The organism is Chromatiales bacterium, assembly GCA_020445605.1.
In the GTDB taxonomy this organism is placed as follows: domain Bacteria; phylum Pseudomonadota; class Gammaproteobacteria; order JAGRGH01; family JAGRGH01; genus JAGRGH01.
The window spans coordinates 44330-62245 of record JAGRGH010000027.1 but is presented as its reverse complement, the minus strand read 5'-3'; the positions used below and the strand labels follow the sequence as shown (position 1 = coordinate 62245).

17 protein-coding genes and 1 other RNA gene are annotated in these 17916 nt (G+C 68.2%); 14 read left to right on the top strand and 4 right to left on the bottom strand.

What is annotated here, in order from left to right; all coding sequences use genetic code 11:
- Positions 1–15: 15 nt before the first annotated feature.
- Positions 16–471 carry a hypothetical protein gene (locus KDG50_04100; protein ID MCB1864585.1) on the bottom strand — a complete coding sequence of 152 codons (456 nt, stop codon included), beginning with the start codon at positions 469–471 and terminating at the stop codon, positions 16–18.
- Positions 472–685: 214 nt separating this feature from the next.
- Between KDG50_04100 and KDG50_04095 the strand changes: the two genes are divergently transcribed.
- Genes KDG50_04095 through KDG50_04085 form a run of 3 tightly spaced genes read left to right on the top strand, consistent with a single transcriptional unit; the run spans position 686 to position 2993 of the window.
- The gene (locus KDG50_04095) at positions 686–1783 is read left to right on the top strand and encodes a nucleotidyltransferase family protein (GenBank protein MCB1864584.1); all 1098 of its coding nucleotides are present in this window, start codon (positions 686–688) and stop codon (positions 1781–1783) included.
- Positions 1784–1812: 29 nt separating this feature from the next.
- Entirely contained in the window at positions 1813–2475 is a 663-nt protein-coding gene (locus tag KDG50_04090) for a thiopurine S-methyltransferase (GenBank protein MCB1864583.1), read from the top strand.
- Positions 2472–2993: an O-acetyl-ADP-ribose deacetylase gene (locus tag KDG50_04085; GenBank protein ID MCB1864582.1), complete on the top strand. Its 522-nt coding sequence runs from the start codon at positions 2472–2474 to the stop codon at positions 2991–2993. The genes KDG50_04090 and KDG50_04085 overlap by 4 nt, the downstream gene beginning before the upstream one ends.
- Before the next feature lie 235 nt (positions 2994–3228).
- On the opposite strand, the gene KDG50_04080 is transcribed toward KDG50_04085, so the two are convergent.
- From KDG50_04080 to KDG50_04070, 3 genes are read right to left on the bottom strand one after another with little or no spacing between them, the layout of a single operon-like run.
- Positions 3229–3819 carry a phosphoheptose isomerase gene (locus KDG50_04080; protein ID MCB1864581.1) on the bottom strand — a complete coding sequence of 197 codons (591 nt, stop codon included), beginning with the start codon at positions 3817–3819 and terminating at the stop codon, positions 3229–3231.
- 4 nt (positions 3820–3823) lie between these two features.
- Complete coding sequence (locus KDG50_04075) at positions 3824–4210, bottom strand: YraN family protein (protein MCB1864580.1); 387 nt, start codon at positions 4208–4210, stop codon at positions 3824–3826.
- Complete coding sequence (locus tag KDG50_04070) at positions 4210–6090, bottom strand: penicillin-binding protein activator (protein ID MCB1864579.1); 1881 nt, start codon at positions 6088–6090, stop codon at positions 4210–4212. Before KDG50_04070 ends, KDG50_04075 begins: the two co-directional genes overlap by 1 nt.
- Positions 6091–6384: 294 nt before the next feature.
- On the opposite strand from KDG50_04070, the gene rsmI reads away from it, so the two are divergent.
- The 11 genes from rsmI (at position 6385) to ftsW (ending at position 17906) form a co-directional block, all read left to right on the top strand.
- Positions 6385–7236, top strand: a complete 852-nt coding sequence (rsmI, locus tag KDG50_04065; GenBank protein ID MCB1864578.1) for a 16S rRNA (cytidine(1402)-2'-O)-methyltransferase — start codon at positions 6385–6387, stop codon at positions 7234–7236.
- A gap of 15 nt (positions 7237–7251) precedes the next feature.
- Positions 7252–7621: RNase P RNA component class A (gene rnpB / locus KDG50_04060), an RNA gene on the top strand.
- A 350-nt stretch (positions 7622–7971) separates the two neighbouring features.
- Entirely contained in the window at positions 7972–8433 is a 462-nt protein-coding gene (mraZ, locus tag KDG50_04055) for a division/cell wall cluster transcriptional repressor MraZ (protein ID MCB1864577.1), read from the top strand.
- A 38-nt stretch (positions 8434–8471) separates the two neighbouring features.
- Positions 8472–9422, top strand: coding sequence for a 16S rRNA (cytosine(1402)-N(4))-methyltransferase RsmH (rsmH, locus tag KDG50_04050; protein ID MCB1864576.1), 951 nt, complete (start codon positions 8472–8474; stop codon positions 9420–9422).
- A complete protein-coding gene (gene ftsL / locus KDG50_04045; protein ID MCB1864575.1) occupies positions 9419–9718 on the top strand; it encodes a cell division protein FtsL in 300 nt (99 codons plus the stop codon). Before rsmH ends, ftsL begins: the two co-directional genes overlap by 4 nt.
- Positions 9708–11405 (top strand): penicillin-binding protein 2, encoded by a 1698-nt coding sequence (locus KDG50_04040; GenBank protein ID MCB1864574.1) that lies wholly within the window; start codon positions 9708–9710, stop codon positions 11403–11405. The genes ftsL and KDG50_04040 overlap by 11 nt, the downstream gene beginning before the upstream one ends.
- Complete coding sequence (locus KDG50_04035) at positions 11402–12904, top strand: UDP-N-acetylmuramoyl-L-alanyl-D-glutamate--2,6-diaminopimelate ligase (GenBank protein MCB1864573.1); 1503 nt, start codon at positions 11402–11404, stop codon at positions 12902–12904. Before KDG50_04040 ends, KDG50_04035 begins: the two co-directional genes overlap by 4 nt.
- Positions 12904–14283, top strand: a complete 1380-nt coding sequence (gene murF / locus KDG50_04030) for a UDP-N-acetylmuramoyl-tripeptide--D-alanyl-D-alanine ligase (GenBank protein ID MCB1864572.1) — start codon at positions 12904–12906, stop codon at positions 14281–14283. The genes KDG50_04035 and murF overlap by 1 nt, the downstream gene beginning before the upstream one ends.
- Before the next feature lie 3 nt (positions 14284–14286).
- Entirely contained in the window at positions 14287–15369 is a 1083-nt protein-coding gene (locus KDG50_04025) for a phospho-N-acetylmuramoyl-pentapeptide-transferase (protein ID MCB1864571.1), read from the top strand.
- Positions 15370–15402: 33 nt separating this feature from the next.
- The gene (locus KDG50_04020; GenBank protein MCB1864570.1) at positions 15403–16749 is read left to right on the top strand and encodes a UDP-N-acetylmuramoyl-L-alanine--D-glutamate ligase; all 1347 of its coding nucleotides are present in this window, start codon (positions 15403–15405) and stop codon (positions 16747–16749) included.
- Positions 16746–17906 (top strand): putative lipid II flippase FtsW, encoded by a 1161-nt coding sequence (gene ftsW / locus KDG50_04015; GenBank protein ID MCB1864569.1) that lies wholly within the window; start codon positions 16746–16748, stop codon positions 17904–17906. Before KDG50_04020 ends, ftsW begins: the two co-directional genes overlap by 4 nt.
- Positions 17907–17916 lie beyond the last annotated feature (10 nt).

Genomic DNA, 17916 nt, shown 5'->3' with positions numbered 1-17916 from the left:
GGGCGAGCGGCTGGTTCAGTTGAGAACGACGAACGAGGTCAGGCAGGACGCGGTGATAGGATACCCGCCGCTTTGATACGGGAACTCGGTCGAGGGCAACTCGTTGCCGTTCTCATCGAAGTACAGCAGGCAGTAGTCGGCGGTATCGCTGTCCCCGTTGATATCCATTGGACCGCCCCCCTGGAAGTTCCCTTCCGGGTCGCGAATCCAAGATGGGAGTTCGGTGCCGGCCTGCACCGCAGTCACACATTGGGGCGGCACGTTCGGGTTATTGGTGTAGGCGTCCTGGATGTTGTTGAAGCACTTTGCGGTTCCATCTACGAAGCTGACCGCCGCGCTCGGGCCGACATGCAGGGTCGCGATGGCCGGTACGCCGGCGGCGAGACCGCGCAGCAGCTTGCGTCGGGACTCCACCACGTGGTCCGCGGTGGGTTGTTGATCCGGCTGCTTGGTCGTGGGGGTTTTCGACATGACTCGCGAGCTGTAGGCGACGTTTGGGCATCCTGTTGCCGAACACGGTATCAGCCGTTTCGGCGCGTGTCCACAATACAAAGCAAGAATCGCACCACGGATCCTAAGCGAATGATTTTGCGTATGTTGGCTCTTTTTCGCCGGACGCGGACTGGCGCAAGTGTAAAAAAATCCGACATCCCGGGGCGTGGATTTTGACAACTCCGGACCCGCAATGAAAATGCGTATGGGAGCCGTGCGGGCGATCGTCGACGCCTTTGCCGCCCCGGCCCTGCTGGCGTCAATGTCGCCACGGTCGCTCGAGGACTGGCTGCGGGTCACCCGTCAGGCCGGACTGCTCGGGCGGTTCGCGGCGATCGTGCCGCCGACGGTTGTCGCCCAGTTGCCGACGGCCGCGCGCCGCCAGCTCGCCGTCGCCACGCGGGTGGGGAACGAATACGCGCGTATGCTCGACTGGGAGATCGAGCAGCTTGCCGCGGCGCTGCGCGGGCAGGTGTCGAAAGTCGTTCTACTGAAGGGGGCGGCATATTTCGCCGAGGGTCTGCCGTTTTCGGCTGGTCGGTACGTGTCTGACGTGGATCTGCTCGTCGCCGAGGACGAACTGCCCGCTGCCGAGGCCGCCCTGCGTCGCGCCGGATGGATCGAGGCGGAACTCACGCCGTATGACGAGCGCTACTATCGCCAGTGGATGCACGAGTTGCCGCCGTTACGGCACCGTTCGCGGAACTCCATCGCGGATCTGCACCACACGATTCTGCCGCCGACCGGGCGTCTGCATCCCGACGCAGCGGCGCTGCTCGACGGCGCGCGCCCGGTCGGCGAGGCCGGGTTGCTGGTGCTGGACCGGGCCGACCAGGTCCTGCACTGCTGTGCGCACCTGGTGCAGGACGGCGATCTGAACAACCGCCTGCGCGAGGTGTTCGATCTGCACGGGTTGCTGGTCGCGGGCATGGGCCACGCGGGCTTTGCGGACTCGCTGGCCGGGCGCGCGCAGCGGCACCGACTGGAGCGTCCGCTGGACTACGGGCTGCACCTCGTCGGCGCGGTATTCGGCACATCCCCGCTTGGCGACCGGTGGCCGAAGCTGCCGGCCTCACGCCTGAACCGTGTCCGCCGTGCCGGCTTTCTTGCGCTTGCCCGGCGTGCGATCGAGCCCGTCGCCGATGCCGATGCGCCGCGCGGCGTGCGTTTTCCCCGCTGGCTGCTGTACGTTCGTTCGCACTGGCTGCGCATGCCGCCGTTGCAGCTCGCTGCGCATCTGACGCGCAAGGGCCTGCGGCGGGGCAAGGGCCGCGCCCGGACTGCGGAGTAATCATGTGAACCAAAATGGTGTGCGCGACCGTGGAAGCTGACTTCTGGCTGGAACGCTGGCGCGAGGGACATACCGGCTGGCATCGTGCGGATGTGCATCCGCTGCTGCGCCTGCACTGGCCCGCGATGACGGCGCATGACAGCCACGCCTTCGTGCCGCTGTGTGGCGCTTCGCTGGACCTCGAATGGCTGCACGAGCGGGGCCACGCCGTGTCCGGCGTGGAGCTGAGCGGTGTGGCCATCGCCAGGTTTGCCGATCGGCATGGCCTGCAACTGGTGCCCGACCCGCTCGGCGAACTGAGCCTGCATACGGCGGTGCGCTATCGCCTGATCGAGGGCGACTACTTTGCGCTGACGTCCGACACGCTCGGGGATGTCGACATCGTCTACGATCGCGCGGCCCTGGTGGCGCTGCCCGACGCACTGCGCCCGCGCTATGTCCAGCATCTGCGCCGACTCGCGCCGGACGCCCCGATCCTGCTCGTCACCCTCGATTACGAGCAGGTCCGCATGGCCGGTCCGCCGTTTGCCGTACCCGCTGCCGAAGTGCAGCGGCTGTTCGGCGAACACTACCGCGTCGAACTGCTCGAGGCCGTGGACGTGCTGGCAAGCGAACCGCGGTTTCGCGAGCGCCGGCTGGACTGGATGATCGAAACGGCCTGGCGGTTGATCCCGCGCGAACACGGCGCATGATCGAGGTCCTGGTCGCTGACATCACGACCCTTGCGCTGGATGCGATCGTCAACGCCGCGAACGAGAGCCTGCTCGGCGGTGGCGGTGTGGACGGCGCGATCCACCGCGCGGCCGGGCCCGGACTGCTCGCCGAATGCCGCGCGATTCCCGAACTTGCACCGGGCGTGCGTTGCCCGACCGGCGCGGCGCGCATCACATCCGGACACGCGCTCGCTGCGCGCCACGTCGTGCATACCGTCGGCCCGGTCTGGCGCGGTGGTTCGCACGGTGAACCTGAACTGCTCGCGCGCTGTTATCGCGAAACCGCGCGGCTTGCCTTGCAGCAGGCGCTGGTTTCAATCGCCTATCCGGCGATCAGCACCGGTGTGTATGGCTATCCGAAGGAAGCCGCGGCGCAGATCGCCGTGCGCGAGCTGCGGAGGTTCGAGGATCGTTTCGAGCGAATGGTTCTCTGCGCGTACAGCGTGGCCGATGGCGATCTCTATGAACGCATGCTGGCGACTCGCACCACGGGTTGATCGTTCGATTTAACGGGTTGTTGAAAAAGGCCCATCCATGGCCTTTTCAACGTCGCAACCGAAAAGCGTGGTTTTCGGTTGCTCACGAAAATCAAACACTTGTGCGTTCGATTTTCGGGCGAGACGTCCCTGTCTCGCGTTAACAGGCCGTTGAAAAGAGAATTTCAACAGCCTGTTAAAATCGCGCCTTGCCGCCGAGTGCCGGTCCGGTGGATCGCGGGTTGCACCCGCCGGTTCACACGCCCAGCAGTTGCCGGTCGACGAGGTCGCACAGGCAATGGATCGCAAGCAGATGGACTTCCTGGATGCGCGCCGTTCGGTCGCCGGGCACCCGTAGCTCGATGTCTTGATCGCGTAGAAGCGTTGCGATGGATCCGCCGTCGCCGCCCGTCAGGGCGATCACGTCGATCTGTCGCGCGTGCGCGGCCACGACGGCGGCCGCGACGTTCGCCGAGCGTCCGCTGGTGGAGATCGCCAGCAGCACATCGCCGGGCTGGCCGAGTGCCTCGATCTGCCGCGCGAAAACCCGCGCGTATTCGAAATCGTTGGCGATGGAAGTCAGCGTGGAACTGTCGGTGGTGAGCGCGATCGCGGGCAGGCCCGGTCGGTCGCGTTCGAACCGGTTGATCATCTCCGAGGAGAAGTGCTGCGCGTCGGCGGCCGATCCGCCATTGCCGCAGGACATCACCTTGTGGCCGCCAACCAGACACTGAAACAGGCGCGCGGATGCGCGGGCCAGCGGCCCGCCCATGGTCTCGCGCGCGCGCTGCTTCTGTTCGATGCTGGCGGCGAAATGCGCGTCGATGATGGTTTCGAGTTCGGTCATGGCCTCAGGCGTCGAGATCAAAGGCGTTGCGAATCCACTGCGGCTCGCTGGCGTCGTTGCCATCGAGCGTCATGACGTCGAACCGGCAGGCCGGCCAGTCGCGTGCGTGGTGGCGCGCAATATACTCGAGTGCACAGGCCGCGAGCCGCGCGCGCTTGCGGCGATCCACCGACGCCGCCGCCCCGCCGAAGCGCGAGCTGCTGCGCATGCGCACCTCGACGAAAACCAGCGTCTCGCCATCACGCATGACGAGATCGATCTCGCCGCGTCGCGTGCGAAAGTTGCGGGTGACGGTCAGTAGTCCGTGACGTTGCAGGTGCGCCTCGGCACGGCGCTCTGCGCTGGCGCCGTCGCGCGCTTGGGTTGGACGGCGCGCGGACAGCAGGCGCATCAGCGCGCGGGCATCACGATGGGTGTGGTCGGCAATGCTTCGGCACTCGTACCGATGCTGCCGTCTTCGCGAAGTGGTATGGCCAGACCATCGCGAAATTCCGCCCAGGCCGGCGTGCGCATGACGACGCCGGTGCTGTTGATCGCGAGTTGTCCGGTCAGGCCATCGAGCGTCGTGTCACCGTCGCGGTGCGCGGCAACGGCGAGCCGGTAGCCGTCCGCGCCGAGCGCAAACAGGCGGCGATACTGGCTGCGTGCGTGTTCCAGCAGTGCCTCGATGCGGTTGCGTGAAAGTTCGCCGAAGCGCTGCGGTTCGATGATCCACGGCAGGTCTTCAAAACGTACACCATCCAGATCGGCGTCACGCGGCGGATCGGCAACGCCTGAGTAGGCTGATGATGTCGCGTATACCGGCATCGCGTCGGGGTAGTGGAACTCGAACAACGGTTTGAGCAGGCGCGCCTGTCGTGGCTGGGCGGAAACGACGATTGCATCCACGTCGCCGCGCGGACGCGGCTCGAATTCCATGCGCATGCCGATCGCATCCTGCAGCGCCCGGCGGCGCGACTCGCTTGCATCCACGGCAAGTGCGGCGCGCACCGGCTGGCCGAAGTCGAAGCCTTCCGTATCGTAATGTTCGACCGCCAGCAGCCGGCCGCCCAACGCCGCAAGTTCGGCACCAAAGGCACGCGCCGTGCGCTGGCCGGCGTCGTTGTTCGGCGCGAGCATCACGGCGTTGCGGTGGCCGTCGGCAAAGAACCGCTGGGCCAGTGCGACGGCCTCGGTCTCCGGCGGCAGCCCGAACTGCACCCAGCCTGCAGGCAGGGCCGCATCTGCCTCGAGCGCGTTCAGTGCAAACACCGGGACGCTCGTCGGCGCGCTGGTGGCGATGGCCGCCAGCACTTCCTTGCGCAGCGGGCCGAGGATCAGGTTCGTCTGTTCGGCGGCGAGCGCGGCGTAGAGCGCGGCATGATCCTGCGCAAGCGTGGTGTCCACAATGCTCAGCGCGGGGCGGTCCGGGCCGTCCAGATACCAGGCGGCGAGCACGCCTTCACGCACGGCGCGACCGACATCGGCGTAGACACCGCTTTCCGGCACCAGCACGGCGACGCGTTCGAGCGGGTGGAATTCCTCGCGAACTCGCAGATGGGCGTTCGACAGAATACCGTCGAGCAACGGATGTCCGGGGTTGGTGGTACGCCAGTCGGCGAGATCGATCGGACCGATGGATTCGACCTGACGCAGGCCGCGCAGGCGCTCGACGAGGTCGATCCAACCACGCATGGTCGCGGGCTGGTCGACGGCCAGTTCGCGCAGGCGCTGCGGTCCGAGATGGTTCAGTGCCGAGATCAGGTCGATCTGGTTCGTGCCGCGCCGTTGGTAATCGGCGATCAGCGAATCGACCCATGCCCGCGACTGTGCCGCGGCAAACCACTCGCCCGCGGCGGCGGAGGCATCGGCGCGCAGGAGGTGATATTCAACCTCCAGCGCCAGGTCACCGACGTTGGTATCGGCTTGTGTGAGCTGTGCCAGCGCGGTGGCGTGGTCGCCCTCGATCAGCGCGGCGCGCGAGAGCCACATCTGCCTGCGCAGGGCGTCGGCCGGCGTCATGTCGGGGGCCGCGACCAGTTCCATCGCCGCGCGGACGCCGGTCGGGTCGCCGGCATCGGCAAACGCGCGGGCCGCTTCGAACGCAAGCGATGCGCGCTGCGGTCCCGGCGCGCTGGCCGCCGCGACGAGCCGTTCCGCGGGATTCTGTTCACGCACCGCGATCGGCTGTTGCGGTGCTGGTGGCGGCGGTTCACGGGCGGTCTCGCAGCCAGCTGCGAAAAGCAGCGGACCGATCACGGCCAGGAGATGTAGAAGGCGGGGCGCTTGCATGCGGGCGGACACGGCGGGCAGGATGCCTGAAAGTATCTGGCGCGCTGGAATTCGCTGTCAAACCTGTCGGCTTTCCCGAGCGTTACGGTCATTCAGACCGCAGGCCGCATACCAGGCTGTTGAAACTCTCTTTTCAACGGCCTGTTGGCGCGAGACAGGGATGGCCCGCCCGAAAATCGAACGCACAAGTGTTTGATTTTCGTGAGCAACCGAAAACCACGCTTTTCCGTTGCGACGTTGAAAAGGCCATGGAAGGGCCTTTTTCAACAACCTGTGAAGCCACCCACCTGATCGATGAATCCCGAACTGAGCGGCGTCCTGAGTGTTGTTGCCTTGCCGATCGGCAACGCGGATGACCTGAGCCCGCGTGCCGGCGCCGTACTGCGGGCCGCAGGGCTGATCGCCGCGGAAGACACCCGACGCGCGCGGCCGCTGCTCGCGGCCATTGGTGCTGGCGCACGCCTCGTCAGCTACCACGAACACAACGAAGAGGCCGCGTCGCGGAGCGTGCTGGAGGCCCTGCGCGCGGGCACGGATGTCGCGTTGATCAGCGATGCCGGGACGCCGCTGGTGAGCGATCCCGGTTTCCGCATCGTGCAGGCTGCCCATCGCGAGGGCGTGCGTGTGGTGCCCGTGCCGGGCGCCTGTGCGGCGGTGGTCGCGCTGAGCGCCAGTGGACTCGGCGGCGCGGGTTTTGCATTCGACGGCTTTCCACCGCGCAAGGCCGCGGCCAGAAGGGCATGGTTCAGCGAACGTGTCGCCGAACCGCGCACATTGATCTTTTACGAATCCGCGCATCGTATCGTCGCGAGCGTCCGTGATATGGCCGAGGTGTTGGGCGCCGGGCGCGAGGCGACGCTGGCGCGCGAACTCACCAAGACCTACGAGACCGTGCGGCACGGCACGCTCGGCAGCTTGCTCGACTATCTGAACGAGGACGAAAACCACACGCGCGGCGAATTTGTCGTGCTGGTCGCACCCGCGCCGCAGGCCGGCACCGATCAGGCCTCTGCGGACCGGCTGCTGCGCGCCCTAGCCGGCGAGTTGCCGGCCACGGCGGCCGCGCGGGTCGCAGCCCGTGTGACGGGGCTCTCGCGGCAGGACCTCTACCGGCGCGCGCTGGAGCTTGGTGACAAGACCGACTGATACAATTGCCAGCGGGGAGTCGGCCAGGCAGTCGCTGCCCGCCGTTGGCGGGTGGAGGAAAGTCCGGGCTCCGCAGGACAGGACGCCAGGTAACCCCTGGGCGGCGCGAGCCGACGGAAAGTGCCACAGAAAATATACCGCCCAAGCAGCCGCAGGCTGCCGGTAAGGGTGAAATGGTGCGGTAAGAGCGCACCGCGCCGCTGGTAACAGCGGTGGCAGGGTAAACCCCGTCCGGAGCAAGACCGAATAGGGAGGCCGGCGGCGTCAAGGCCGCGACGTGTGGTCCGCACGTGTCTCCGGGTAGGTCGCTTCAGGGGCGCGGCGACGCGCCTCGCAGATGAATGGCTGCCCCCGACAGAACCCGGCTTATCGGCCGGCTCCCCACCTTTGATCACCCCGTGCAGCCGCTCATGGGCTCCGCGCTGCGCGGGCTCTGCGCAGGCGTTGCGCGAAATCCCACCGGTCAGGTCCGTCTCTGGTGTTGGGCCCCAGCTCGACACCTGTGTCCCTAAACCTGAAAACCTGCATCAGGTTCCGTTCGTAAGCGACTGTATCAGCGGGTAAAGCGTCTCTCGCTGGTCGAGCAATCCGAGCTAAGTCGTTGTACAAAAAGACAGTTTTCCCTCGGGCGAATGCTCGAATCCCCTTGACTTCCCGTCCCGCGGATACCTAAATAGTGGAACGAAGTGGGAAAAAGTGGCTTGAAATGGAATTCTCCACGGGAGTGTATGTACGGTGTTTCGCGGCATCGCCGAAATCACGCTAGACGCGAAGGGCCGATTCGCGTTGCCCACGCGGCATCGTGCGGCCGTGCAGACGGCCTGCCAGGGCCATCTGGTGTGCACGCTCGACATCATGGATTCCTGCCTGCTCCTGTACCCCCTGCCGGAATGGGAACGCGTCGAGTCCAATCTTGCCTCGGCACCGAACATGAATGCCATGGCGCGCGACATGCAGCGCTGGCTGATCGGCCACGCGACCGAGATCGACGTGGATGCCCAGGGCCGTCTGCTGCTGCCGTCGCCGCTGCGCAATGCCGTCAAACTCGATCGCAACATGGTCATGTTCGGCCAGGGGCGACGGTTCGAACTCTGGGCCGCCGAGGTCTGGGCCGAGCGCAGCGAACAGATGCGCGCGAAGCCGTTCGATCCGAACGCGCCCGAACTCCCCGATGCGCTGCGCAATTTCTCGCTGTGAGCGGGCAATGAACGGCGCGAATTCCGACAGCGATGGCGATGCCTCCGGCAGTGAACGACCCGGTCCAGTCAACACCGCACCGCGCCGTGCTGCTCGACGCCGCGGTCGCGGCGCTGGCGATTCGGCCCGACGGTCGCTACCTCGACGCAACGTACGGGCGTGGCGGTCACGCCGGTGCGATCCTCGCGCGGCTCGGTAGGGACGGCCACATGCTCGCGGTGGATCGGGACCCGGCGGCGATACGCGACGGGCTGGCGCGCTATGGCGCCGACCCGCGCTTTGCGATCGAACACACAGCGTTCTCCGGACTCGACCGGCTGGTGCGCGAGCGGGACTGGGCGGGGCGGGTCGACGGCGTGCTGGCCGACCTTGGCGTGTCCTCGCCGCAGCTCGACGAATCCGCGCGTGGCTTCAGCTTTCTGCGCGACGGGCCGCTGGACATGCGCATGGACCCCAGCCGCGGGCCGTCGGCGGCCGAATGGCTGGCGCGCGCCAGCGCTCAGCAGATCGCAGGCTGCCTTCGCGAGTACGGCGAGGAGCGCGACGCCGCGCGCATCGCCCGCGCAATCGTCGCCGAGCGCACCGAACGGCCGATCGAAACCACCGGCCAACTCGCCGGCCTCATCGAGCGGGTCGTACGCCGGCGCGAACCGGGCCGGCATCCGGCCACGCGCGCGTTCCAGGCCATTCGTATCCAGGTCAACGGCGAACTCGATGAGCTGCGGACCCTGCTCGATTTCGTGCTCGGCTGGCTCGCCCCGGGCGGACGGCTGGCCGTGATCAGCTTTCACTCGCTGGAAGACCGCATGGTCAAGCGCTGGATGCGCGATCACGCGCGCCCGCCGCAGATGCCGCGCGGGCTGCCCGCCCCCGAGGTCACGCCGCCCATGCGTCTGGTCGGGCAGGCGGTCTTCGCCGACGAAGACGAGATCGCGGCAAACCCGCGCGCACGCAGTGCCGTGCTGCGCGTGGCGGAGCGTGTGCAATGAGCGCCCTGTTGCGTGGGCTTGCGACGGCCGCGCTTGCGCTTGCGGTGATTGCCAGTGCGCTCGCCAGCGTCTATGTCGTCGACGAGCATCGTCGGACGCTTCGCGATTTGCAGGCCGCGCGGACCGATCGCGACGCACTGCTGACCGCCTGGGAGCGGCTGCGCATCGAGCACGGCACGCTGGCGGCCTACGACGAGGTCGAGCGCCGCGCGCGCAAGGCCTTCGCGATGCAGGTGCCGCCGCCGGCCGAGGTCGTGGTGCTCGGGGTCGGCACGGGAGCGGGCGATGGCCGCTGAGCGCAGCAGCCGCTGGCGTTATGGACTGGTCGGCGCAATCTTCGTCGCTGGCGCTGCCGCGCTTGGCGCCCGCGCGTATTTCCTGCAGGTGGTCGATGTCGACTTCCTGCGCAAGCAGGGCGAGGGCCGCTATCTCGCGGCGTTGCCAACCGTGGCGCGTCGCGGGGTCATCACCGATCGCAACGGCGAACCGCTCGCAGTTTCGACGGCCGTGCAGTCCGTGGGGCTGATCCCGGGCGAGTTCGAACCCACGCCCGAAAACTTCGAACGCCTCGCGCGCGTCATCGGCGCAAAGCCAAAAGCCCTTGGCAGGCGTTTTGCGGCGAATCGCAACAGCAACATCGTGCTCGTTGCGCGACGGGTCACGCCGGAGATCGCTGATCGGGTCACGGCGCTGGAACTCGAAGGCGTGCGTCTGGAGCGCGACTACCGGCGCTTCTATCCGTCGGGCGAGGCGAGTGCACATGTAATCGGTTTCACCGATGTCGACGACGTCGGCCAGGAGGGGCTCGAACTCGCGCTGGAATCGCGGCTTGCCGCGACGCCGGGGCTGCGCCGTGTCATGCGTGATCGCACCGGCCGGCTGGTCGACGAGGTCGGGCTGATCGAGGCCGCGCATGACGGCGTCGATGTTGCGCTGGCGCTGGACCATCGCCTCCAGTACATCGCGTATCGGGAACTGAAAGCGGCGGTGCAGTCCGCCGGCGCGCGCGGCGGCAGTCTGGTGCTGCTGGACCCGGCAACGGGCGAAATCCTCGCGATGGCGAATCAGCCGTCGTTCAATCCGAACAGTGCGGACAAGGGCGAACTGCGCGCGCGTCGCAATGCCGCGGTGGCCGACGTGATCGAGCCCGGGTCGACACTGAAACCGTTCACCATCGCCGCGGCGCTCGAGGCGCATGCGCTCACGCCTGGTTCGATCATCGAAACCAGCCCGGGCTGGATGCGCGTTGGCAAGTACACCGTGCGCGATCATCGCGACTACGGCGCGATTCCGGTTGCGGACGTCATTCGCCATTCGAGCAACGTGGGTGCCGGCAAGATCGCGCTCGCACAGCCGCGCGAGCGGCTTGCGCATCTGTACGACATGCTCGGCTTCGGCCGGCCCACCCAGAGCGCGTTCCCGGGCGAAGGCGCGGGGCAGCTTGCGCCGCCCGGCGAGTGGTCCGATGCGCAGCACGCCACGCTCGGTTATGGCTACGGGATCGGCGTGACGACCCTGCAACTCGCGCAGGCGTATGCGGTGATCGCCAACGACGGCGTGTTCACGCCTGTCACCTTTGAGCTGCGCGATGGTCCCGTCGAACAAACCCGCGTGCTGGATGCCCAGACCGCGCGGCAGCTGCGTGCGATGCTCGAAACCGTCGTTCGCGACGGCACCGGCCGCGCCGCGGCCGTGCCGCGTTATCGCGTCGGCGGCAAGACCGGCACCGTGCACAAGGTCAGTCGCGACGGCTATTCCGAAGACCGCTACCGCGCGCTGTTTGCCGGCATGGCGCCGATCACGACGCCCGAACTCGTACTCGTGGTCGTCATCGACGAACCGGCGGCCGGCGAATACTTCGGCGGCCAGGTCGCCGCCCCCGTGTTCAGCGCCGTGATGGCGCAGGCGCTGCGCCTGCGCAGCATCGCGCCGGAGCTGGAACGGCCCGCGACGCGGCTGGCCTCCTCGGTGGGCGCGCCATGATGGTCGCGCCCACACAGAACGACGGCTGGCGCCTGGACACCCTGCTGACGGGGCTGCCGGTGCGTGGACTGCCGCCCGCGGTCCGCGTCGCCGGCCTTAGTGCGAACAGTCGCGCGCTGCGCGCCGGCGAGGTATTTGTCGCGCTGGCCGGCCAGGCGCACCACGGGCTTGAATTTCTTGACCCCGCACGCGCGGCCGGGGCCGTCGCGGTGCTGGCCGAGCCCGACGCGCGCTGGCCGGCCGCCGCGATCGTCCGGCTGGCCACGCGTGCCCTGCCCGTGCTTGCGGTCGAAGCCCTCGGCCGGCATGCCGGTGCGCTCGCCGCGCGCTTCCATGGCGCGCCGTCGCGGCGCATCACGGTGGTCGGTGTCACCGGCACGAACGGCAAGACCAGCGTCACGCACTACCTCGCGCAGGCGCTGGGCCCGGATGCCGCGGTGATCGGCACGCTGGGCAGCGGCCGGCCGGGCGCGCTGGCGTCGGCCACGCACACGACGCCGGATGCCGTCAGCGTGCAGGAGATTCTCTCGGGCTTCATCGCCGACGGCCTGCGCTTCGCGGCGATGGAAGTGTCCTCGCACGCGCTCGCGCAGGGGCGGGTCGAGGCCGTGCACATGCCGGTCGCGATCCTCACGAACGTCACGCGCGACCACCTGGATTTTCACGGCGATCTGGACGCCTATCGCGCCGCGAAGCAGAAACTCTTCACCCGCCCCGGGCTGGATGCCGCGGTACTGAATGCCGACGATCCCGCGGCCGAGCAGTACGCGGCGGCACTCGCGCGCGGCGTGCGGCGCCTGCGTTACTCGCTGCAACCGGGCGTGTCCGAGTTGCATGCGAAGCGCGTTGCGACCGTTGCCGAGGGGCTGGTGATCGAGCTTGACGGTGCATACGGAACGGCCACGGTGGAACTGCCGTTGTACGGCCGCTTCAATGCGGCGAACGCGCTTGCGGCTGCGGGCGGACTGCTGGCGCTCGGTCTGCGGCTGGACGATGTCGTGCAGCGCCTCGCGCGCCTGCGGCCAGTGGCCGGGCGCATGCAGCGGCTCGGCGGCGACCGGCAGCCGCTGGTGATCGTCGACTACGCGCACACGCCGGATGCGCTGGAGAATCTGTTGACCGCGGCGCGGGCGCACACGCAGGGATCGCTGATCTGCGTGTTCGGCTGCGGCGGCGATCGGGACCGCGGCAAGCGTCCGCTGATGGGCGCGATCGCCGAGCGCTTGGCCGATCAGGTCACGATCACCGATGACAATCCGCGTCACGAGGACGGCGATGCCATCGTCGCCGAGATCGTGGCGGGTCTGGAGCGGCCCGCGGCCGCCACCGTGCAACGCGACCGGCGTCGCGCGATTGCTGCGGCCATTGGCGCCGCCGCTGCGGGCGACGTCATCGTCATTGCGGGCAAGGGTCATGAGCGCGAGCAGCAGATCGGCGATCTGCGACTGCCGTTCGACGATGCCGCGGTCGCGCGGGCCGCGCTGGACGGGCGGGAATGATCGCCATGTCGCTCAGCCAGGCAGCCCGACCGCTTGCCGGAACCATCTCGGGTGCCGACGCCACGTTCACGGGTGTCAGCACCGATACGCGCCGGCTCGCCGCGGGGAATCTGTTCGTCGCGCTGCGCGGTGCGAACTTCGACGGCCATGCGTTTCTCGCCGAGGCGCAGGCGGGTGGCGCCGCGGCGGCGCTGGTGAATCATCCGCTGGACGGCGTATCGATTCCGCAGCTGGTGGTGGCCGACACGCTTGCGGCGCTGCAGGTGCTTGCGCACCGGCATCGTCAGTCCTGTGCCGGGCGCGTGATCGCACTGACCGGCTCGAACGGCAAGACCACGGTCAAGGAGATGATCGCCGCGATTCTGCGCGCCCATTACGGCCCGGAATCCGTGCTCGCCACGCGCGGCAATCTGAACAACCACATCGGCGTGCCACTGATGCTCTGCGAACTCGATTGCGAGCGGCATCAGGCGGCGGTGTTCGAACTCGGCGCGAATCACCGCGGCGAGATCGCCATGCTCGCGGCGCTCGTCGAGCCGGAGATCGCGCTGGTCACGAATGTCGCGCCGGCGCATCTCGAGGGCTTCGGCTCGGTCGAGGCCGTTGCGCAGACCAAGGGCGCGATCTACGCGGCCCTGCCGGCCGACGGCACGGCCGTGGTCAACGCCGACGAACACTTCGCGCCGCAATGGGTCGAGCGGCTCGGTACGCGACGCTGTATCCGCTTCGGCGCGAGTCCGCAGGCCGATGTGCGGTTCCTGCCGGAGCGGCTGCGCACGATCGGTGCGGGACATGGCGCACGCACGGCGTTTTCGCTTGCGCTCGGCAAGCGTGAAGCGTCCTTCGAGATGGCCCTGTTGGGCCGGCACAACGTGCTCAACGCGGCGGCTGCCATGGCCGTGGCGCTGGCGCTCGACATTCCGGCCGCGACGGTCGCCGACGCGCTTGCGGAACTGGCACCCGCGCCGGGTCGGCTCAATGCGCTTGCGCATCGCGCCGGCGGGCTGCTGATCGACGACAGCTACAACGCCAATCCCGCGTCGCTTGCGGCCGCGATCGAGGTGCTGGCGAGCGCCGGCGGCGAACGCGTGCTGGTGCTCGGCGACATGGCGGAGCTCGGTGACGATGCGCGCGGCTGGCATGCGCGCGCCGGCGCGTTCGCGCGGGCCGCGGGTATCGATCGGCTGGTTGCGGTGGGGCCGCTGTCGGCCGCCGCGGCGCAGGCGTTCGGGCGCGGCGGCGAGGTGTTCGCGGACCGCTCGGCGGCGACCCGCGCGCTGCGCGATTCGCTTGCAGTCGATCAGTCGCTGCTGGTCAAGGGCTCGCGCACCGCGGGCATGGATGCAGTCGTGCGCGAACTCGCCAGGGCGGAGGGCTGAGCCGTGCTGCTCTGGCTTGCTGAATGGCTGACCCGCTTCCACGACGGCTTCGCGGTATTCCAGTATCTGACGCTGCGTGGACTGCTGAGCGTGCTGACCGCGCTCGGCATTGCGCTGCTCGTCGGTCCGGCGATGATCCGCTCGCTGAACCGATACCAGATCGGTCAGACGGTGCGCAGCGATGGCCCGCAGACGCATCTGTCCAAGGCCGGTACGCCGACCATGGGCGGCGCGCTGATCCTCGTCGCGATCGCCACGGCGGTGCTGCTGTGGGCGGATTTGTCCAACCGCTACGTCTGGGTCGTGCTGCTGACGACGGCCGCCTTCGGCGTGATCGGCTTCGTCGACGACTATCGCAAGCTCGTGCTGAAGGATTCGCGTGGCCTGCCGGCGCGCTGGAAATACCTGTTCCAGTCCATCGCCGGACTCGCCGCCGGGCTGTGGCTGTACTTCACCCAGCAGTCGCCGGCCGAGTCGCAGCTGATCATCCCGTTCTTCAAGACACTCGTCTTCGAGCTGGGTCCCTGGTATGTGCTGTGGGTCTACCTGGTCGTGGTCGGTGCCAGCAACGCGGTGAACCTGACCGACGGCCTGGACGGGCTCGCGATCATGCCGACGGTGCTGGTCGGCGGCGCGCTCGGTGTGTTCGCGTATGCGTCCGGACACGCGAAGTTCGCGAGCTATCTGCTGCTGCCGAATCTGCCCGGGGTCGGCGAAGTGATCATCGTCTGTGGCGCGATCGTCGGCGCCGGCCTGGGTTTCCTGTGGTTCAACACCTACCCCGCGCAGGTGTTCATGGGCGACATCGGCGCACTGGCGCTGGGCGCGGCGCTCGGCTTGATCGCGGTGGTCGTCCGTCAGGAACTCGTGCTCGTGATCATGGGCGGTGTGTTCGTGATCGAGACGATCTCCGTGATCCTGCAGGTCGGCTCGTATCGTCTGACCGGCCGGCGGCTGTTCCGCATGGCGCCGATTCATCACCACTTCGAGCTCAAGGGCTGGCCGGAGCCGCGCGTCATCGTGCGGTTCTGGATCATCACCGTGATCCTCGTCTCGATCGGGCTCGCGAGCCTGAAGATCCGGTGAGCGCGGATGTCTTGCGCGAACGGGATTCATCCGATGCCTGATGCCGGCACGCTGATCGTCGGTCTGGGCGCGACCGGGCGCTCGGTGCTGCGTCACCTGCTCGCGCGTGGCGAACGGCCCGCGCTGGCGGATACGCGTGTCGCCCCGCCCGGCATCGACGCGCTGCGTGCCGAGCATCCCGATTTGCGGATCGCGACCGGACCGCTGTCCGCGGAACTGCTGACCGGCTTCGATCGCATCGTGCTGTCGCCGGGCGTCGCGCTCGCCGAGCCCGCGGTGCAGGCGGCGCTCGCCGCTGGCGTGGAGGTCATCGGCGACATCGAACTGTTCGCGCGGATTGCGCGTGCGCCGGTCATTGCGATCACCGGTTCCAACGGCAAGAGCACGGTCACGACCCTGGTCGCCGAAATGGCGCGCACGGACGGTGTCGACGTGCGTGTAGGCGCCAACCTCGGGGAACCCGCGCTCGACCTGCTCGGCGACGCGGAACCTGCGCTGTACGTGCTGGAGCTGTCGAGCTTCCAGCTCGAAACGACCCGGTCGCTGCGTGCGCGCGCGGCCTGTGTGCTGAACGTCTCGCCGGATCACATGGATCGCTACGCGACGCTCGACGACTACGCGGGCGCGAAGCGCCGCGTCTATGCCGGCGCCCAGACCGTCGTCGTGAATCTCGACGACCCGCGCACGGCGTCCGGTCCGGTCGCTGCCGAGGTCGTCGGCTTCACGCTCGGTCGGCCGCGCAACGGTCGCGAATTCGGCCGCATCGAGCGGGACGGTCGTCTGTTTCTCGCCTGCGGCTCGGACAGCTGGATGGCGGTCGACGACCTCGCCCTGGCCGGCGCGCACAACCAGGCCAATGCGCTCGCGGCGCTGGCGCTTGGCACGGCCGCCGGGCTGTCGCGTGAGGCGATGGTCGCGACGCTGCGGCGCTTTCGCGGGCTCGCGCATCGCACGCAGCCGGTCGGTCGGCGCGGCGGGATCGACTGGTATGACGACTCCAAGGGCACGAACGTCGGCGCGACGCTGGCTGCGATCGAGGGGCTGGCGGCGATCCTGCCGGACGCCGCGCGTGTCGTGCTGATCGCCGGCGGCCAGGGCAAGGGGCAGGCGTTTGATGCGCTGGCCGAGCCGGTTCGCAGATACGTTCGCGGTGTCGTGCTGATCGGCGAGGACGCGCCGAAGATCGAGGCGGTGCTGCCACCCGGGACGGCCATCGCGCACGCGGATTCGATGCCCGCCGCCGTCGAGGCCGCCGCGCGGTTCGCGCAGCCCGGGGACGCCGTGCTGCTGTCGCCGGCCTGTGCCAGCTTCGACATGTTCAACGGCTACGCCGACCGCGGTGACCGCTTTCAGCGCGCCGTGCGGGAGCGATTCGCATGAGTGCCGCGCGTGCCACGGCCAGCGCCACTCCACCGCGTATGGCGAGCGCGCTGTGGCTGTACGTGCCGATTGCCGTGCTGGTCGGCCTCGGTGTCGTCATGGTCGCGTCGGCGACCCTGCACGCCGGCGATGCCGAGCCCTCGATGACGCTGTTCACCCGGCATGTGCAGTTTCTGACCGCGGCCATCGGTCTTGGCATCCTCGCCTGGGTCGTGCCGGTGAGCGCCTGGCGGTTTGCGGCGCCGTATCTGTTTCTCGGCGCGCTGGCCCTGCTCGCCATCGTGCTGGTGCCGGGTGTGGGGCGTACCGCGAACGGCGCGACGCGCTGGATACCGCTGATCGCAGGCATCAACCTGCAGCCATCGGAGTGGATGAAGCTGGCGTCGATCGTGTTCCTGGCGGCCTACCTGGACAACCGTCACGACGAACTCGGGCAACCGGTGCGCGGTTTCTGGATGCCGCTGGTGCTGCTCGCCGTGGCGGCCGGGCTGCTGCTGCTCGAGCCGGATTTCGGCACCTTGTTCGTGGTCGTTGCGACCGGTCTCGGTCTGCTGTTCCTGGCCGGCATGCCGCTTGCCCAGTTCACCGGCATGTTGCTCGCGTTTGCGGTTGCGGCGGCCGCCGCCGTGATGATGGCGCCGTATCGCGTGGCCCGCGTGATGAGCTTTCACAACCCCTGGGAAGATCCGCTTGCCACCGGCTACCAGCTGGTGCAGTCGCTGATTGCTTTCGGTCGGGGTGGTGTGGAAGGCGTTGGCCTGGGCGCCGGCGTGCAGAAGCTCTTTTATCTGCCCGAGGCCCACAACGATTTCGTGCTCGCGGTCATCGGCGAGGAGCTGGGTCTGATCGGCACGCTCACCGTCATTGCACTGATCGCGCTGGTCGCCCTGCGTGGGCTGGCACTGGCGCGTCGCGCCCATGCGCTGAAGCAGGATTTCGCGGCCTGGGTTGCAGCCGGCATCGCGTTGTGGATCGGGCTGCAGGGGCTGGTGCATGTCGGGGTGAATCTCGGCGTGCTGCCGACCAAGGGGCTGACGCTGCCGTTCGTGAGTTTTGGCGGCAACGCGCTGCTGGTGCTCGGAGTGGCGGTCGGCCTGCTCGCCCGCATCGACTATGAGACGGCCGAGCGGCGGGTGCTCGAAGGCGGTGGGCGGTGACCGTGATGAT